Origin of the sequence: Variovorax guangxiensis, from assembly GCF_003952165.1 — a bacterium.
GTDB classification, from domain to species: Bacteria; Pseudomonadota; Gammaproteobacteria; order Burkholderiales; family Burkholderiaceae_C; genus Variovorax; species Variovorax guangxiensis.
This window is the reverse complement of the sequence record NZ_RXFT01000004.1, coordinates 377,592-396,362: the sequence shown is the minus strand read 5'-3', so window position 1 is coordinate 396,362 and position 18,771 is coordinate 377,592. Positions and strand designations below refer to the sequence as shown.

The window sequence follows — 18,771 nt, the reverse complement described above, 5'->3', positions numbered from 1 at the left end:
GACTCTATGCGCCGCCCTCCATTCGCGGCAACCACGAGTTTTCGTAGATCGCCGCCGTGTGTGGCGCGCGCGGCACTACGTGTTTGCGGACTACCTCCGCGCAACACCTCTGGCTAAGCTGCCGGTCCCGATGCGAACCGAATCGCATTGCTTCAAGGCGTGAAGAAGGTGAAGAAAAACAGAGCCGCCCGCATCGGCGCATCGAACGAAAGCGTGCATGCCTGACGCCGTCACGGAACTCGGCGAAGCCCGCGCATTGCCGCGCGCCGACGCCGCCAATGTGCGCGCGCTGAACCGTCTGTACGGCGCGTCGCCGTTGCCGGACATCGCGGCCGCACGCGGTGCCCGCTACCGCATCCGCTGGCACCACGACACGACCTTCGCCCTCACCGCGCGCGAGAGCTTCCGCTTCAGGCTGGGCTCGCACGTCGGCCATCTCGCAATGGACGCACCGAGCCTGCAGGCACTTCTGGGCGAACGCCGCATCGACCTGCTGCCGCGCGACCTGCGCTACATCCTGCTCGCCGATGCGCTGCATCCGCTGATCGACGCGCTCGAGAAAGCGCTGCGCCTGCATTTCGAGTGGCAGCCTTCGGAAGCGGAAACGCGCGACATGCACGAACACAGCCATCGGGCGCTGCCTTCGCAGGGCGATCCCGGGCACGCGGCCTTCTTCGTCGCCATGCCCCTGGAAGGCAGCACCGTGCTGCGCGGCTACGTGCAGTTCGAGGACGCGGCCACGCTCGACACGCTGGTGCCGACGGCCACCGGCGCGCATCACAACGCCTACGCAGCCGACGCCTTCGACGCGCTGCGCCTGCCCGTGAGCTTTCGCCTCGGCAGCACGCCGATCCGCCTGCGCGAGGTCGGAAGCATCCGGCCCGGCGACATCGTCGGCATCGAGCAGTGGAGTTCCTCGGGTGCCGCCATCGTGGTCACGGCGGAGTTGGGAGGTTCCGCCGGGCGGCATCTTTCCGCCTTCGCCGAAGGCTCGCGCATCACCGTTCAGCAATCGAGAAACAGTGCCATGAAGCCAGACATTCCCGCCCTCGCGGCCGATACCGCGGACAACGCCAACCTGCCGATCGACCGGCTCGACGCGCTGGAGGTCACGCTGCGCTTCGAGGTGGGCGACCTGTCCGTGTCGCTCGGCGAACTCAGGAGCATCCGCGCCGGCCACGTCTTCGACCTGGGCCAGCCGCTCAACCGCAGCCCCGTTCGCATCCTTGCGCACGGCAACATGCTGGGCAAGGGCTATCTCGTCGCGGTGGGCGACCGGCTGGGCGTGCGCGTGTCGGAGTTCGCGCCCGGCGAAGTCTGAGGGGCCGCCCCTCATCCGGTCCATACCCATGCAAGGCGGACTTCCCGAACCCCTCATCCTGGTCGCGCTGATCGTCGCCTTCGGCATCGCGCCGTTCGTGGCACTGATGGTGACGAGCTACACCAAGCTGGTCATCGTGTTCGGCCTGCTTCGCACTGCCCTGGGCCTGCAGCAGACACCGCCCAACATGGTGCTCAACGGCATCGCGATCATCCTGTCGGTCTACATCATGGCGCCGGTGGGCATGGACATCGGCGATGCCCTGCGCGGCCGCAGCTTCGGCACCAAGGGCGAAGGGCTCGGCGACATCATGGCCGTCATCGACGCGGCCAAGGCGCCGGTGAAGGAGTTCCTGCAGAAGCACACGCACGAGCGCGAGCGCCAGTTCTTCCTGAAGTCGGCGGCCAACATCTGGCCGAAGGCGCGCGCTGAACAACTGAAGGACGACGACTTCATGGTGCTGGTGCCCAGCTTCACGCTCAGCGAGCTCACGCGCGCCTTCCAGATCGGCTTCATCATCTACCTGGTGTTCGTGGTGGTCGACCTGATCGTCGCCACGGTGCTGCTGGCGCTGGGCATGTCGATGATCTCGCCCACCACCATCTCGCTGCCGTTCAAGCTGCTGCTGTTCGTGATGCTCGATGGCTGGACGAGGCTGGTGCACGGGCTCGTGCTGTCGTACCGATGACCTTCCTCCACGCATGCCTCTTCGGTTGCTGCATGCAGGAGAAGCTGCTTCGGATTCGCTGCGCCAGCACTCCCGTCTACGAGAACTCGTTGTTGCCCACGCACGGGGTGCCACTTAGAGTTCGCGCGGCATCGGAGCCGGCCGGGTTGTGCCGCGAGCCCTTCTTTCAATCTGCAACTTCATCCGGGGTCCTATGGTTCTAGCAGTCAGCAGCGATGGGTCGGGAACGCAATCCGCCGCACAGGCAGCGATGGAGGCATTGGCGGCCGCCAGGGCTGCCGAAGAGTTGCGGCGCCAGGCGGAAGCCGCGGCGAAGCGCGCGGCAGAGGAGGCACGGCGACAGGCCGAGGAAGCGCGCAAGCAGGCCGAAGCCGCGCGCCGCAAGGCGGAAGAAGCGCGCAAGGCCGCGGAAGCCGCCGAGGCCAAGGCCGAGAAGAGCAAGGCCGAAGCCGACCAGCAGGAAGCCACCAAGGCACGCGGTGCCAGCGACGCGGCCGAGCGCGATGCGCTGAAGCAGGAAGCGGCGAGCAACCTCAAGGAGAAGCAGTCGACGCTCGCCGATGCCAAGCTCGACGACATCCGGCAGCGCCGTGCGGACAACAACCCTTCGGAAGCCACGCGCGCCGCGCAGGGCGAAGTCGACGCGGCGCAGAAGATGAACGCCATCTTCGAGCCGCCAGCCAACCAGCCAAAGGGCCAGCCCCCCGCGACCAGCCCGGGCACGCAGGACCTGCTCGAGAAGGCACAGACCGCCGCCAGGCCAGTGTTCAAGGCGCAGGCGAACGGCGGCGACGGCAGCAAGGAACAGAAGGCCGTCGTCGACACCGCCATGACGAACTGGCTGCAGGCCGCCGAGCAGGACATGCGCAAGGCCAGCCTCAAGGCGATCGCCGAAGGCAAGGACCCGAACGACGCCATCGACAAGGTGGCGGCCGACGCCCATGACGCGCTCGACAAGGGCGGCGTGTTCGACCCGAAGAGCATCGGCAAGTACATCGACAAGGCGCGCGACGGCGTGCGCGCCGACTCGCCCGAGGTGCGCCAGCTGCGCGGCGAGCAATATGACGCCGCCCAGGCGGGCAAGGCGCGCGTGGCCGATGCGCGCAGCCACGCTCAGGACACCGATGCGGCCGCGACCAAGGCCGAGAAATACGCCGCCAGCTTCGGCACCGGCGGCGGCCACGACACGATCATCACCGCGCAGCAGAACGCCAAGGGCGAAGCCGAGCGCCTGCGCGCCGTGGCCAACCGCGCCAAGTCCGAACTCCAGAGCGCCGAGAAAGCCTTCGGCACCACGGATCCGACGGACCCGCAGAACCCGAAGACGAACACCCTCGGTACGGTCGATGCCGACTACAACGCGCGCGTTGCCGACGCCGAGGTCAAGGAGCTGAGCTTCAAGTACGATCAGGCGGTGGCCGGCGGCAATGCCAAGGAGATCCAGAAGGCCGACGCCGCACTGCGCGACGCGCAGCAGGGCCAGCGCTACATGCACGCGCTGCGCGACGACCTCGACGCCAAGCTCGGCGCCAGCGACGCGGAGAACGCCAAGACCGACGCCGAGAGCGCATGGAATACGGCTTCGCTGCAGCGCCCTGCCCGCGTCACGGTGACCGAGCACGACGGCGACAAGACCACGACGCGCAACATCGACCCCGATGGCTACGATCCCGCGTTCTGGGCCAAGCCCGGCAGCGAGGAAGGCAAGAAGGTCCAGAACATCGAGGGCAAGTACTTCTACGTCGACGGCGACAAGAAGACCGAGCTCGATCCGTTGACCGCCGCGCTGTACGCCGCGAACGATAAGCACGATGCCGCCAAGGCCCGCAGCGACCAGACCGCGACCGCGCTGAACTCGGTCAAGGAGGATCTCTTCGGCGGCGCCGACGGCAGCCGCGCCAAGCTCGACGAGGCCGGCTATCTCGATCGCGCGGACAAGATCAACCAGGGGCTCACCGACGCCGACAACGCCGTCGCCAACGCCAAGCCCGAGAACCTGGGCCGGGCGCTCGAACAGCAGCGTGCCGCGCAGGCCGACGCCAAGGCACTGAAGGCCATGCAGGACCTGCGCGCGGCCGAGCGCGACCAGGCCGCGGGCAAGACCGTGGACGCAGGCAAGCTCGACGATCTGCGCGTGGCCGCGCGCGAGGCCCAGCGCCTGGCAGACGCCGCGAAGCCGAAGCTCTCGGCCGACGACGAGAAGAAGATGCGCGAGGCGCAGCTGCCCGCGGCGAAGGAGGCCTACGACAAGAAGGCCGCGGAGGTGACGACGCTCACCGCGCCCGGCAGCAAGGCCACCGAGGCCGAGCAGCAGAAGGCGCTCGACGAACTCGACGCGCTGGACCTCTCCAAGCGCGACATCGAGACCCAGCTCGGCCTGATCGACGCCGAGCGCGCATGGTATGCCGCGCGCTACCAGTACGATCGCACGACCTTCGCCAAGCCGCAGCTGACGATGTTCATGGACGGCGACAAGTCGACCACCGGCGACGTCTACCCGAAGAACTACGACCCGACCTGGAACATCAAGCGCGGCGAGGACGGCAAGGTCAGCGCCGAGGGCCTGCCGCGTGGCCTCTCGCCCGACGACATCGAGGTGCACGCGGACTGCAACGGCGGCTACAACGTCACGATCAAGAAGGATTCGAAGGTCTTCGGGTGGCAGCAGTCCGACCAGGGCAAGATGGTCGACTTCTCGGTGCGTGCCGGCACCTACAAGATGAACCCCGCCACGGCCGCGCGGTGGAAGACTTCCGAGTTCGGCGACGGCGACCTGGCCAAGGCGCGCGGTGCGCGCGCCGACGTCGACAAGCGCCTGGCGCAGGCCGCGGCCGATGCGCCGCCGCAGCCCGGCGCGCAGCCGGCGCCCGGGCCCGACGGCAAGCCCGCGCCCACGTTGAACTTCGGCGACGACCTCGCGCCGCGCAAGAAGACGGTGGACCAGAACCTCACGGATGCGATCAAGGCGCGCGACAAGGCACAGGCCGACTACGACGCAGGCTCCGGCGACCGCACCGCGCTGGGCAACGACCTCGACGACGCCAAGGCGCGCGTCACCATCGCCCAGAACGAGCAGCTCGCGGTCGATGCCGCGATCGCCTGGCAGGAGGCCAACCACGCGCGCCAGCGAATCGAAGCCGACAAGCGCGCGGGCCGCGCGCAGATGTGCTACGCCACCTCGCCGCAGCAGACCGCCGACGATGCGCGCGACAAGGCCGACGCCGCGCGCAAGGACTGGCTCAGCTCGGTCAACAAGTTCCACACCGACACCGCGGCGCGCGATCTCGCCGCGGCAAAGTCGGCGCACGAGAAATGGAAGAGCGCCAACCCCGGCCTGGCCGAGACCGGCAGCGACACCTGGAAGAAGCTGCAGGCAACGCAGGCCCAGTCGGACGCGGCCGTGCGCTACCAGGCAGCCGGCGCACGGGACAACGCCTACGCGCAGCAGCAGGAATTCACCATCCAGAACCTGCCGTTCAACCAGCGCGAGGACAAGCGCTCGCTCTACCGGCTCTTCGAGCAGAACCCGCAGGTCATGGCGCAGGCCATCATGAACGACCAGTTCGTGCAGTACGGCGGCGGCCCGATCGAGATGAAGAGCCGCACGCAGCTCGAGAACGAGATCGGCCTGGCGCTCGGCTGGAACCCCAGCCGCTCGCTCGATGCCGCGACCCAGGCCGACAGCGACCGCATCCGCCAGAACGAGCGCCTCTTCGGCAAGCTCGGCGACGCGCAGAAGGACCTGCTCTCGAAGATGGTCGACAAGGTGGTGGAGGTCGGCGGCGAGCACGCGCGCGTGACCGTGCTGCCCGTGGTCTACGCGCTCGACAGCGACGACGGCGGCATCATCAAGACGGCGATCTTCAAGGTGGAGAGCAAGGACAAGCCCGGCGAGACGCAGCTCATCGACGAACAGGCCTGGACCTACAAGGACCTCACCGACTACCGCGCCAACAACAGCCTGCCGGTCGAAGGCGTGAAGCTCGTCACGCCCGAGGACGCCAGCTACTCGCTGGACGCCAACGGCAACGTCAAGCTCTTCGCCGGCGATGCGCGCACCGAGACAGGGTGGCAGACCTTCCGGCGCGAGACCCACCTGGACCTGGTGGTCGCAGGCGTCGGCCTCGTGGCCGGCGTGGCGCTGACGGTGGGCTCCTTCGGCACGCTCGCGGCGCCGGGCGTGATGCTGGCGGCAGGCGCGTTCACCGTGCTCGCGGCCGGCTACGGCGTCGCGACCTCGGTCGAGGACCTGAACAAGCTCAGCGCGCACGGCCAGAGCATCAATCCGGCGAACAGCGAGCAGGCGCGCATGGACTGGCTGAACCTCGGCCTGTCGACGGTCAGCGTGCCGGTGGTGGGCGCCTCCACGCGCGCGACCATGGCCGCGCTGCGCGCGGGCCGCGCCGCCAAGGCGGCCACGGCCGCGGAAGCCGCCGGCGATGCCGTGACGGCACAGGCGCGCGCAGCCGATTTCGCGCGCTACGCGCAGACCGCCCAGGCGTGGGGCAAGCCCGCGGCGATGGCCTCCAAGCCGCTTGCCGCCGGCAGTGTCTACGCCACCGGCGAAGGCGCGTATTCGCTGGCGAAGAACTGGGACCACATGACCCCGGCCGAGCGCGAGCAGCAGATCATGATGCTCGGCGTCAACGCCGCAGGCTTTGCCTCGCCGGTCTTCGCCAAGGGCTATGTGCGCGTGCACAACGCCATCAAGCCGCCGGCCGTGAGCACGGCGCGGCCGGCGGTTTCGAACCGGCCGGCCGGCACGGTGACCGACGAGACGGCGAACACGGCGCCCACCGATGCGGCCCTGCCCGCGCGGCCGGCGCAGTCCGCGTCGCCCAAGCCTGTCGATGCGGCCGATACTGCAGGCGCCGTGAAGCCCGCAGAGGCACCCGATGCGCTCACCCCGTTCCGCGAGCCGCCACGCTTGAGCATCGCGTGGCCGTCGACGCCGCGCGCGGTACCCGCCGACGTGGCCGGCCCGGCGGCGCTGCCGTCCATCGTGACTGATGCCTCGTTCAACCCGGCCATGGCCTCGGTGCGGCGCGCGGGCGACAGCGCCGACGCGCCGGGAACCGCTCGCGCACCGGCGGGCTCACGCAGTCCGCAAGACAAGCGCGGGAACGAGACTACGAACGCCGTGGACGACGCACCGCTCGCCAATGCACCCTTCGTGCGCTCGGCGCAACGCATCGAGCAGAAGCAGAACGCAGGCACGAAGGATCAGACGAGCGTGAAGTCCACGCCGGCATCGCCCGCCAAGGGCGATGAGGGCAGCTTCCCCGCCTACAAACCGGCGCAGGACCCCGAACTCGGCGGACCCACGAGCTATCCGCTGCCGGCGACCGAACGCCTCGGCAAGACCAACTGGTCGGATTCGCTGCTCACCGTGTTCGCCGCCGGCGGCGAAGCCGAGGGCGTGCGCTACTACGTCTATCCGCGCACCGTTGACGACAACGGCTTCGTCTTCGCCGCGCACCGCGACGGCTTGCTTGCCGGCACGGACAGCCCCAGTGCCGCCCAGCGCGCCAGAGACCATGCACGAGGCGAAAGCAGCGGCGACTTCTCCAATGTTCTGCCCGCCCACTACGCCACCCTCGACGAAGCGCTCGCGACGGTGCAGCCTGAGGGTTTCGTCGCGCTGGGCGACGAGATCGCGATCGTGCACGCGGCAAGCATTGCGCCGGACGACAGCGTCCCGCCCTCGGCCGTGATGGCCACCGTGAAAGTCGAAACCACGCAAGGCGGCCCCGCGAAGGCCACGCAGGTCACCGCCCATACGGACAGGCCCGCCCTGCGCATCGCCTATCCGGAAGGCTATGTACCGGGCCAGCCGTTGATCTACACCAGTGCCAACGGCCGGCGCGTCGACCTGCTCAACACGCAGCCCGGCCGCAGCGAAATGGGGATCAACGCCTTCCGCCGCCGCGTGCCCGATCTCGACATCTTCGCGCTGGGCGAGCGCCCCGTGCGCAGCGGCGACGGCAAGCCCGCGAGCGAGGCGGTTCCGATTCCCGAAGGCTATTTCGCGGTCAACGGCCACGGGCTCGAGGGCATCATGACCGGTGCGGACGGCAATCCGCTCACGGCCGAAGGGCTGGCGCGGGCCATCGTCGCGCACGAGAACTATCACGGCCAGCCGGTGCTGATGCTGTCGTGCCTGAGCGGCGATGGCGCGGTACCGCTGGCGCAGCGCCTGGCCACGCTGCTGGGCCACGACGTGTACGCGGCGACCGAGTCGGTCGTGATGAACAACCGCGACCAGACCGCGCCGGGCTTCGTCTACACCCGGCGCGTCTCCCTGAGCAACGAAGGCAGCTCCTACAACGGGGGCGCGCTGAAGGCCGGGCCGCTGCAGTCGCTGCCCATCGTCGGAATCCGCGAGAACGGGCGCACCGTCTACGACGACATCGCGCTGCAGGGTGCGCCGGTATACGCGCGCTTTCGCCCGGGCCTGTCGATCGAGCCGGCCGGTGCGCAACCCGCCGCGCCGCATGCCGCATCCGCCATGCCGGAGCCTTCGCGCGCGGCACGGCCGATCGCGCCCGAGCGGCCGCGCACCGCCGGCACCGGCCGCAGCGACACCGACACGCCCTCCGTCAAGACGGGTGGCCAGCCAAGGGACCCCGCTGCCACCGGCGTGGACGCGCACGGCGCTCCCCTGCCGCCGACCACGCTGGGCAGCGGGCGCAGCTGGCCGCAGGTCGCGCTGCGCGGCGGCAAGCTCGTCGCGTTCCACCAGCGCGCCGGCGAGCCCGGCTCGGGACTACGCCCGTTGCAGCCGTCACCCGACGAGGCCGCGGTGACGGCCCGCATCACCGAGGACCCCGATGCGGGTTCGAACGTGCGCTTCGCGGTCCACCCGATGGCGCCGGGCGAGACCATGTACGGCGGCACCGGCGTGCGCGCCAAGCGCAACAACACCTTCGGGACCTTCGCCGAGGCCTCCGCCGCGGCCCAGCAGAAGGGCGGCGCCTGGGTGTACCGCATCCATCCCGACGGGAGCATGGCGCCGCTGACGAAGCGCGGCCGCGCGACGCCCGAGGAGATCATGGGTTCGGTGCACGTCGGGGCGGACGGACGGCCGATGCCCATCGGCATTCCGAACGTGCATTCGGCCGCATGGCGCGACGGCGCCACCGCGCCCGCCGCACCGAGCAAAGCGGCGGGCAACCACCAGGCCGGCGAATCCACCGGGCTCGCGATGGTCGAGCCGGACATGGACGCGCTGCTCGAAGGGGGCAGCGACTACACCAAGCCGCGGCCGGCCTACGCGGGCCCGGCCACGATGCGCGAACTCCAGGCGAGCAAGGCCCCGGCCACGCCCGAGGACGTCGAACAGACGCACTACCTCGCAGGCGCCGGATCGCCGGACGGCCATGCCGCGCGCGACATTCCGCTGCGCTCGCGCTTCATGCAATGGGCGCGCGGCCAGGCGCCCTCGTTCATCGGTGCTCCGGACTACGTCGGCGGGCGCTACGTGCTGGCCAGCGATGGCGCGGCAATCAACCAGGGCGCGCCCGACGCGACCTTCTCGCTGCTCGACCGCTCGCACGTGTACTCCAGCTTCGAGACCGCGCGCGCGGCAGCGGCCGCGCATGCCAACGCCGAAGGCAGCAGCCTGGTGGGCGTGGTCCGGCTGATCGGCCCGAAGACCGAGATGGCGCAGGTCGCGGCCACCGGACGCTTCACCCAGGCGCAGGTCGACGGCATCGTCGGCGTGCGGCCGGACGGCGCGATACATCCGGTCAGCATCAGCAACCGCCAGGCCGCGCATGCACCGAAGCCCGGCGAGGTGTTCGTCGATCCGCACAAGACGATGGAGCAGAACGATCAGGTCATGACGCCGGCGCAGAAGAGGAAGATCTTCCTCAAGTCTGTCGGCTACATGGTCGGCACCGGCGCGGCCTTCTATGGCGCGGTCCGCTTCGGCGGCGCGGCAATGGGCCTGCACATGACCAATCCGGCGCTCGGCGTTGCCGGCGCTTCGCTCGGTGGTTACGTCGGTGCGCGCGCCGTGTTCCTGCGCTACGCCTACGAAGCCTTCTTCTATCGCGGCAGCATCGCGGGCCTGAAGCAGGGCGGCAAGATCCGGCTGCAGAAGTACCTCAACCCCAAGGACCAGGACACCTTCACGCTGATCGCCAACATCGCCGATCCGGCCAAGCGCGAGGCCTCGCTGTTCCAGCTCAAGAGCCAGCTCGACAGCTGGCACGCGGCACGGCGCGGCATCCAGGGCCGCCACGACTATGCCAAGGCGCTGAGGATACTTTCGAGGAACCCCGACAGCACAGCCGCCCTCGACACCCTCTACAAGGGCGCCATCGAGCGCAGCGCTCGACCGGTGATCGGCAAGCGCGGCTGGCTGAACCGGATACCGCCAGCTCTTCGCAACGACTACGCGCAAGCGCTGAAGGCCTTCAACGCAAACCCCCGCGACACCCAGGCTGCGGCGTTGCTGATGACCGCGCCGGAAGTGGGACGCGGCACCCAGCATGCGGGATTCGTGCGTGGGCGCCTTCTGCGCAACGTGCCGGGCGCGGACCGCGCGCGCTACCGCGACGCGGTGCAGACCATGGCGAACAAGACCGGCGACGTCAACGCCGCGCTCAAGACGCTCGAGGGCATTCCGCTCGACACCGTCGCGCGCCAGACCACCGGCGCGCGCGGCGCATTCCGCGGCATTCCGAAGGCCGACCGCCAGACCATCGCGATGGCCACGGAAACACTGCGCGCCAACCCGTCGGACGAACGTTCGCGCGCCGTGCTGGACCAGAGCCCCGGCAAGCTCACCTCGCCGAACTCGCCGGTGGGCCGCGCGCTGTTTGGCGCACGCGTGCTGAGCTTCGGGTTGAGCCATTCGGCGGGCACGAGGCTGTACCTGAACCCCTTCTTCGACGCGCCGAGCCACCAGTGGACCTGGGACATCACCACGCTCGACGGCGTGCGCCAGTGGATCAGCAACGAAGGCAGCCTGCACTACGCCGTGGGCAACGCCACCGGCCTCGGCGCCAGCGTGGCGAACCGCTATGCGTCGATCGCGCAGGCGCGCGGCGGGCATGTCATGAGCGAGCGCGGATCGACCGAGGCGCCGGCACCCAGGGCCGGCGAGACGCCACCACCCAAGGCCACCACGCCACCGCTCGACAAGGACGGCAATCCGCTGCCGGTCTACAAGGCCACCAACGGCTACTCGTGGTTCAGGCGCGCCCTCATCGGCCTGGGCAACCCGAAGGCCGTCACCCACGACGGCGTAGCGCCCGATGGCGGCCCGATGGTCAAGCGCACCTTCACGCAGCGCCTGGCGCAGTTCTCGTCGTGGGGCGACTCCAGCGGAACCATCGGCCTGACGATCTCCGACAGCATCCAGGCCTACATGTACATCCGCGCCGGCCAATGGGATCTCGCGACACCGCAGTTGCTGAAGGTGGCGAGCGACATAGGCATCTTCCGCGGCACGCAGAAGGACTACCTCGACGAATACCGCTCGAACCGGCAGATGGGACCGATGGTCTATCACTCGCGCCTGACCAACTACTTCAACGCCCCGCTCGGAGAGGCCAGGACGAATCCGACTGAGACCTCGCACGGCTGGATCCGCCGCGGCACGGCGCCGCTCGTGCTGCTGGGTGTGGCCGTCGCTGCACGGGTGGCGGCCGAGGAATGGTCGATGCACGAGAAGAACAAGAAGCCGCAGCAGAACCAACCGGCTCCTTCACCCACGCCGGCGCCCACGCCTTCGCAGACGACCACGCCGGTGCTGACCCCGTCCCCTACCCTGACGTTCACTCCGACACCGATACCGAAATCGACGGCAACGCCCAATCCGACACCGAACCCGAAACCGACCCCGACGCCCAAGCTGACGCCAACGCCAACGCCGACGCCGACGCCGACGCCGACGCCGACGCCGACGCCGACGCCGACACATCCCCAGCGTGGTGGCGTACGCTTCATCGTCGACACGATGCAGCCCACTGCCGTCGAACTCCAGGCGATGCTCGATGCGGGTACGGCTCAGGACCCGCTGCAGCCCGTCAACCCGGCGCTGTCGGACTTCCTCAACGTCGACCCGGGCCACTCCCAGCGCACGAAGGCGGCGGAGGTATTGCTCGCCTGACGTGGACGCGACCCATGCGGGGCCGCGTGGGGTCGCGCAGCGTCAATCGACGATGCCGTTCCTCGCCGCCGGCGGTTGCAGCGCATCGAGCGCCGACAGCCGCCGGTACTCGCTCGGCGCCACGGCGTAGGTGCTCATGAAGGTCTTGTGCAGGTGGCTCTGGTCGCTGAAGCCGGCCGCGTGCGCCGCATAGGTCACGCGAGCGCCGCCGGCCATGAGGTCGCGCGCGTACTCGATGCGGTGCCCCACCAGCAGTTCGTGCGGCGTGAAGCCCCACGTGTCCTTGAAACGGCGGTGCAGGTGGATCGGATGCCAGTTGACCGCCTCGGCGAGGTCGTCGAGCGTCAGGCGTTGCTGGAAGCCGGTGGCGATCAGGCCGTAGGAGCGGCGCAGACGATCGTCCGCGTCACCTGACTCGGTCGTCCAGCCGGCTTGCAGCGGTATCCACTGCGCGAGCAGGCGACGCACCAGCGCGCGCGCCGCGATGCCCGCGTCCTCGCGGCCGGTGTCCGCGATCTCGTGCAGCAGCCTGTGGCATTGCGAGAACTCGCGCCCCCAGGGCTCGCACGCGAACACCGAGACCGGTGCGGGCTCGGCGCCGGGCATGCCGTCGTCCGCCTCGGGCACCGGATTCACGCAGCGCGCAACCGCCACGCTGCAATACATCGCATCCTCACGCCACGGCGTGCTCCGCGCCTTGATCGAATGCCAGACCTGCGGACCGATGCGCAACAGTGCACCAGGGGGCACCACAGTGACGCCGGCGCTGGTTCTCACATGCAACTCGGTGTCGGAAACCGACAGCGTGTAGCCCCCATGCCGGTGCGCCCGGATCTCTCGCTGAACGAATCGGTTGGCGGTGAACTGCAGGCCTGCCAACTCTCTGTCGCGCCAATAGGAAGATGCAAGAAGTTCCATGGAAGCTAAGAATCTACATGGCGGGAAAGCCGCCGCTTGCTAATGTCCCAGCATCGATTTGCGCCCACGGATCCAACGATTCGAGCGCATGAATGTGTGTCGATGGCGGGCTGGATTCTATGAATCCCCATCCGTTGCGACAACCTGAATTCCAACGGAGACAGAACCCATGAGACCGATCCTGCGTCACTGGCGCGCACTGCTGTGCGGTGCGCTTCTCGCATGCCTCGCATGCCTTTCCAATGCGCAGGAACTGCGTATCGGCCTGAGCAGCAATCCTTCGTCTGTCGATCCGCATTTCGTGAACAACGATGCGATCAGCGCGGTGGTGAGCCATGCCTACGAGACCCTCGTCGCGCTCGACGCCGATGCGCGCCTGACACCCGCGCTCGCGACCTCGTGGCGCGCCATCAACGACACCACCTGGGAGTTCAAGCTGCGCGACGGCGTGAAGTTCCACGACGGCAGCCCGCTCACCGCGCAGGACGTGGTGTTTTCGCTCGAGCGACCCGCGACCATCGTCAACAGCCCGAGCTCGTTCTCCGCCTATACGCGCTCCATCACGGGCAAGAAGATCGTCGACCGCCTCACGCTGCAGCTGACGACCGCCACGCCCGCACCGCTGCTGCCTAACGATCTCACACGCATCTTCATCGTCTCGAAGAAGGCGGCCGAGAAAGCCACCAGCGACGACTTCAACCAGGCGAAGGTACAGGCCGGCACGGGCCCCTTCAGGCTCGTGAAGTTCACGCCCGGCACCGGCGTGCAGTTCGCGCGCTTCGACGGGTACTGGGGCGAAAAGCCGATGTGGTCCGGCGTCACGCTGCGGGCCTTGCCGGCCGAATCGGCGCGTATGTCGGCATTGCTGTCGGGCGACGTGGACGTGGTCGAGAACGTGCAGGCCAACCTGGTCTCCCAGTTCCGCCAGCGCAAGGACCTGCGCGTCTTCACCAAGGTGTCGAGCCGCGTGATGTTCCTCTATACCGATCATCGCGAGACCTCGCCCTTCGTCACGGACAAGGACGGAAAACCGCTCGAGCGCAATCCGATGAGGGATGCGCGCGTGCGCCAGGCGATCTCCCTGCTGATCGACCGCGCAGTGCTCGCCGAGCGCGTGCTCGATCAGCTCGGCGTGCCTGCCGGCAACCTGGCCCCGAACGGCATGTTCGGCTTCAACCCCGAGCTCAAGCCCGACAGCGTCGATGTGCAGGGCGCGCGGAAGCTGCTCGCCGAGGCGGGCTATCCGGCGGGTTTCGGTCTCACGCTGTTCGGCCCGAACGACCGCTATGTCAACGACAAGCAGGTCACGCAGGCCATCGGCCAGATGCTCACCCGCGGCGGCATCGTGACCAAGGTCCAGGTCTCGCCGATGGCGACCTACGTCGGGCGAGCGTCGAAGAAGGAACTGGGCTTCGGCCTGCTCGGCTGGGGCGTGGGCGGCGGCGAGCCCTCCGGGGCCCTTCGTGGCCTGCTCGCCACGCCCGACAGGGAACGCGGCATGGGCGCGACCAACTGGAGCAGCTACAGCAATCCGCAGTTCGACGCGCTGCTGAACGAAGCGCTCAACACGGTGGACGACGCGAAGCGCGAGGCCCTGCTGCAGAAGGCCACCGCACTCGCGCTGAAGAAGGACTACGCGATCATCCCGCTCTATCACCAGGTGTCGACCTGGGCCGCGCGCAAGGGGCTGACCATCGTGCCGCGCGTCGACGAGTTCACGCTGGCCCAGCAGGTCCGCGCCGAGGTGGAGGACCGCAAGTGAGCGGAATGTCCAGCCTCCCGCTGGTGCTCGATCACCTGCCATCCGGATTCATGAGCGCTTCGGCGCGCACGCTCCACGAGGTCGTGCCCTCCCCGGCGTTGATCCACCTGCCCGGCCTGCAGCCGCGGCCCGTCTTCGTCTCGGTGCTGCTGCACGGCAACGAGGACGTGGGACTGCTCGCGCTGCAGTCGGTGCTCTCAAGATACGAAGGCCGCCCGCTGCCTCGTGCGCTCTCGATCTTCGTGGGCAACGTCGAAGCCGCGCGGGCGGGCGTTCGCCGGCTGGAAGACCAGCCGGACTACAACCGCATCTGGCCGCGCAGCGCGCCGGCCACGCCGCACCAGCACATGGCCGCGCGCGTGATGGACGCCATGCGCGAGCGCGAAGTCTTCCTCGCCATCGACCTGCACAACAACTCGGGACGCAACCCGCTCTATTCCTGCCTGAGCGCCACGGGCGCCGAGCATCTGCGGCTCGCGCGCATGTTCTCGCCGCTGGCCGTCCTGATCCAGGCGCCGCAGTCGCTGGGCGCCGCTTTCACGTCGATATGCCCCACGGTGTGCTGCGAGTGCGGCGAGGTCGGCAACGCGCAAGGCGTGGCGCAGGCTGCGAAGCTGATCGAGCGCTGTCTCGCGGATGATTTCGGCGAGGGCACGGCGCACGACGACGCCAAGGCGCTCGACATCTTCCAGGCCTTCGCGATGCTCAAGGTCGCCGAGGGCCTCACGCTGAGCTGCGACGGCGAGGCCGCCGACCTGCAGCTGCCGCCCGAGATCGAGTCCTTCAATTTCCAGGCGCTCGAGCCGGGACACGTGATCGCCACCACGCTCTCGCACCCCGACGTCGAGCCGCTGCGCGCCTACCGGCTCGACGGCGAGGCGATGGCTGGCATGCTGGTGCGCAAGGGCGCCGACGTCTGTCTCTCGACCCAGGCCGTCGCCGCGATGTTCACCCGCGACCTGCGCGCCATCCGCCAGGACTGCCTCGGCTACCTGATGCAGCGCGTGCCCGCGCACGCGCTGTAGGCCGTGCGCGCATCCATCAGCACGGGACCATCATGCTGGCTTATGTGATCCGCCGCCTGGCGCAGAGCGTCGGCGTACTTCTGGCGATGTCGATGCTGGTGTTCGCCAGCGTCTACCTGATCGGCAATCCGGCCGACATCCTGATCAGCATGGACGCCGATCAGGCCGAGCGCGCGCGGCTGGTGCAGGCCATGGGCCTGGACCAGGCCCTGCCGCTGCAGTACTGGAACTTCCTGCGGCACGCGCTGCACGGGGACCTGGGCAACTCCTTCGTCCACGGCGTGCCCGCGATCGCGCTGGTGTTCGAACGGCTGCCCGCCACGCTGGAGCTCGCCTGTGTCGCGATGCTGATCGCGATCGCGCTCGGCGTGCCGCTGGGCCTCTGGGCGGGGCTTCGGCCTCAGTCGTGGATCGGCAGGAGCATCATGACCGGCTCGATCCTGGGCTTCTCGCTGCCGACCTTCTGGGTCGGACTGATGCTCATCGTCGTGTTCGCGGTGCAGCTGGCCTGGCTGCCCGCGGGCGGACGCGGACCGACGCGCGAAGTGCTAGGGCTGTCGCTGTCGGTCTTCAGCCTCGAGGGCTGGAAGCACCTGCTGCTGCCCGCGGTGAACCTCGCGCTCTTCAAGCTCGCGCTGGTCACGCGGCTGACCCGGGCCAGCACGCACGAGGCACTGACGCAGGACTACGTCAAGTTCGCACGTGCCAAGGGCCTCGCTCCGGCACGCGTGGTGGGCGTGCACGTTCTCAAGAACATCCTCGTGCCGATCGTGACGGTGGTGGCGCTGGAGTTCGGCGCGCTGGTGGCGTTCGCCGCGGTGACCGAAACCATCTTCGTCTGGCCTGGCGCGGGCAAGCTGATCATCGAATCAATCTCCTCGCTCGACCGCCCGGTGATCGTCGCCTACCTGCTGGTGGTGGTGTCGATGTTCACCCTGCTCAACCTGCTCGTGGACATCGCTTACTCGAGCCTCGACCCGCGCGTTCGCCTCGACGAACAAGGCGCATGACGACAACGACCATGACCGAAGACGACGAATCCCCGCTGCGCCGGCTGTTGCGCCAGTACGCCCACTCCAAGCTCGCAGTGCTCGGCGCAGCCGTGCTGCTCGCGCTGCTGCTCGCCGCCCTGCTCGCGCCCTTGCTCGCGCCGCAGAACCCGTACGACCTGGCCCAGCTCAACATCCTCGACTCGCGCCTGCCGCCCGGCTCGCACGGTGCCGACCACGCGTCCGGCCCCGGCAAGCTCTACCTGCTGGGCACCGACGACCAGGGCCGCGACATGCTCTCGGGCATGCTCTACGGGCTGCGCATCTCGCTGGGCATCGGCGTGGTGGCCACGATCGCGGCGCTGTCGCTCGGCACCGTCCTGGGCCTGCTCGCGGCCTACACCGGCGGGCGGCTCGATGCGCTGCTCATGCGCATCGTCGACATCCAGCTGTCGTTTCCCGCGATCCTGGTCGCGCTGGTGCTGATCACGCTGCTCAAGCCCGGCGTAGGCAACGTCGCGATCGCGCTGGTGGCGGTGCAATGGGCCTACTACGCGCGTACCGTTCGCGCCGCCGCGCTGGTCGAGCGCAGGAAGGAATACATCGAGGCGGCGCAAGGCCTGGCACTGGGCGACGCACGCATCGTGCTGCGGCACCTGCTGCCCAACTGCCTGCCGCCGGTGATCGTGGTGGCCGCGCTGCAGGTGGCCAACGCGATCTCGCTGGAGGCCACGCTGTCCTTCCTTGGCCTGGGCGTGCCGATCACCGAGCCCTCGCTAGGGCTGCTGATCGCCAACGGCCAGCAATACCTGCTCGCGGGCAAGTACTGGATGTCGCTCTATCCCGGCATCCTGCTGCTGCTCACGATCCTGGCGATCAACCTCGTGGCCGACCAGCTGCGGGACGTGTCGAACCCACGGCTGCAGAAGCAATGACGAACGCCTCCCAACCCGTCCTGCTCGTCGAGGGCCTGAAGACGCAGTTCGCCACGCGCGCGGGCATCGTGAAGGCCGTGGACGACGTGTCCTTTTCCATCGAACGCGGGCAGATCATGGGCCTGGTCGGCGAATCGGGTTCCGGCAAGTCGATGACGGGCTACTCGCTGATCGGCCTGATCGACCCGCCGGGCCGCGTGGTGGCGGGCCGCCTGCGCCTGGCGCTGCGCACCGGCGAGGTGCTCGACCTGCGGAGCCTGTCACCGCGCGCGCTGCAGGGCGTGCGCGGCAACCGCGTGGCGATGATCTTCCAGGATCCGATGATGACGCTGAACCCGGTGCTTCGCATCGACACGCAGATGATCGAGGCGGTGCGCGCGCATCACAAGGTCAGCGAGCGCGTGGCGCGCGAACGCGCGGCCGCCGCGCTCGCGAAAGTCGGCATCGCGTCGCCGCACGAGCGTCTGCTGGCCTACCCGCACCAGTTCTCGGGCGGCATGCGCCAGCGCGTGGCGATTGCCATCGCGCTGCTCAACGAGCCCGACGTGATCATCGCGGACGAGCCAACCACCGCGCTCGATGTCACGGTGCAAGGCCAGATCCTCGCGGAGATGCAGGCCCTGTGCCGGGCGTCGGGCACCGCGCTGATCTGGATCTCGCACGACCTGTCGGTGGTGGCGGGCCTGGCCGACACGGTCAGCGTGATGTATGCCGGGCGCATCGTCGAACAGGGCCCCGTGGCCGAGGTGCTCGACCGGCCGCGCCACCCGTACACGCGAGGGCTGATCGCCAGCGCCCCGTCGCGCAACCCGCGCGGACGTCCGCTGCAGCAGATTCCCGGCATGACGCCTTCGCTGCTCGCGCTGCCCCAGGGCTGCGCATTCCAGGCGCGCTGCGCCAACGCCGATGTCGTCTGCCGCAACGAGCCGCCCCTGGTGGCGCTCGACGGCCGCCGGCTGCGCTGCTTCCATCCGACTCCTCTGCCCTCCTCCGCCGCGATCGCGAACTGACAC

General features: G+C 69.0%; 9 protein-coding genes. 8 read left to right on the top strand and 1 reads right to left on the bottom strand.

Annotated features, from left to right (window positions below; translation table 11 throughout):
• The first annotated feature begins 217 nt into the window (after positions 1 to 217).
• From sctQ to EJP67_RS12640, 3 genes are all read left to right on the top strand, one after another.
• A complete protein-coding gene (sctQ, locus tag EJP67_RS12650; RefSeq protein ID WP_126022055.1) occupies positions 218 to 1,321 on the top strand; it encodes a type III secretion system cytoplasmic ring protein SctQ in 1,104 nt (367 codons plus the stop codon).
• Positions 1,322 to 1,349: 28 nt separating this feature from the next.
• Entirely contained in the window at positions 1,350 to 2,009 is a 660-nt protein-coding gene (gene sctR, locus EJP67_RS12645; RefSeq protein ID WP_126022054.1) for a type III secretion system export apparatus subunit SctR, read from the top strand.
• A gap of 250 nt (positions 2,010 to 2,259) precedes the next feature.
• Positions 2,260 to 12,129 carry a DUF4781 domain-containing protein gene (locus EJP67_RS12640; RefSeq protein WP_126022053.1) on the top strand — a complete coding sequence of 3,290 codons (9,870 nt, stop codon included), beginning with the start codon at positions 2,260 to 2,262 and terminating at the stop codon, positions 12,127 to 12,129.
• 42 nt (positions 12,130 to 12,171) lie between these two features.
• Here EJP67_RS12640 and EJP67_RS12635 read toward each other — a convergent pair whose 3' ends face one another.
• A complete protein-coding gene (locus EJP67_RS12635; RefSeq protein WP_165909622.1) occupies positions 12,172 to 12,906 on the bottom strand; it encodes a helix-turn-helix transcriptional regulator in 735 nt (244 codons plus the stop codon).
• Between the two features lie 310 nt (positions 12,907 to 13,216).
• Between EJP67_RS12635 and EJP67_RS12630 the strand changes: the two genes are divergently transcribed.
• The 5 genes from EJP67_RS12630 to EJP67_RS12610 are packed head-to-tail and all read left to right on the top strand — an operon-like array spanning position 13,217 to position 18,768.
• Positions 13,217 to 14,809, top strand: coding sequence for an ABC transporter substrate-binding protein (locus tag EJP67_RS12630; RefSeq protein ID WP_126022051.1), 1,593 nt, complete (start codon positions 13,217 to 13,219; stop codon positions 14,807 to 14,809).
• Positions 14,806 to 15,834: a M14 family metallopeptidase gene (locus EJP67_RS12625; RefSeq protein ID WP_126022050.1), complete on the top strand. Its 1,029-nt coding sequence runs from the start codon at positions 14,806 to 14,808 to the stop codon at positions 15,832 to 15,834. The genes EJP67_RS12630 and EJP67_RS12625 overlap by 4 nt, the downstream gene beginning before the upstream one ends.
• A 32-nt stretch (positions 15,835 to 15,866) precedes the next feature.
• A complete protein-coding gene (locus EJP67_RS12620) occupies positions 15,867 to 16,844 on the top strand; it encodes an ABC transporter permease (RefSeq protein ID WP_126022049.1) in 978 nt (325 codons plus the stop codon).
• Positions 16,841 to 17,758: an ABC transporter permease gene (locus EJP67_RS12615; protein WP_126022048.1), complete on the top strand. Its 918-nt coding sequence runs from the start codon at positions 16,841 to 16,843 to the stop codon at positions 17,756 to 17,758. Before EJP67_RS12620 ends, EJP67_RS12615 begins: the two co-directional genes overlap by 4 nt.
• Complete coding sequence (locus EJP67_RS12610) at positions 17,755 to 18,768, top strand: ABC transporter ATP-binding protein (protein WP_126022047.1); 1,014 nt, start codon at positions 17,755 to 17,757, stop codon at positions 18,766 to 18,768. The genes EJP67_RS12615 and EJP67_RS12610 overlap by 4 nt, the downstream gene beginning before the upstream one ends.
• The last annotated feature ends 3 nt before the right edge of the window (positions 18,769 to 18,771 follow it).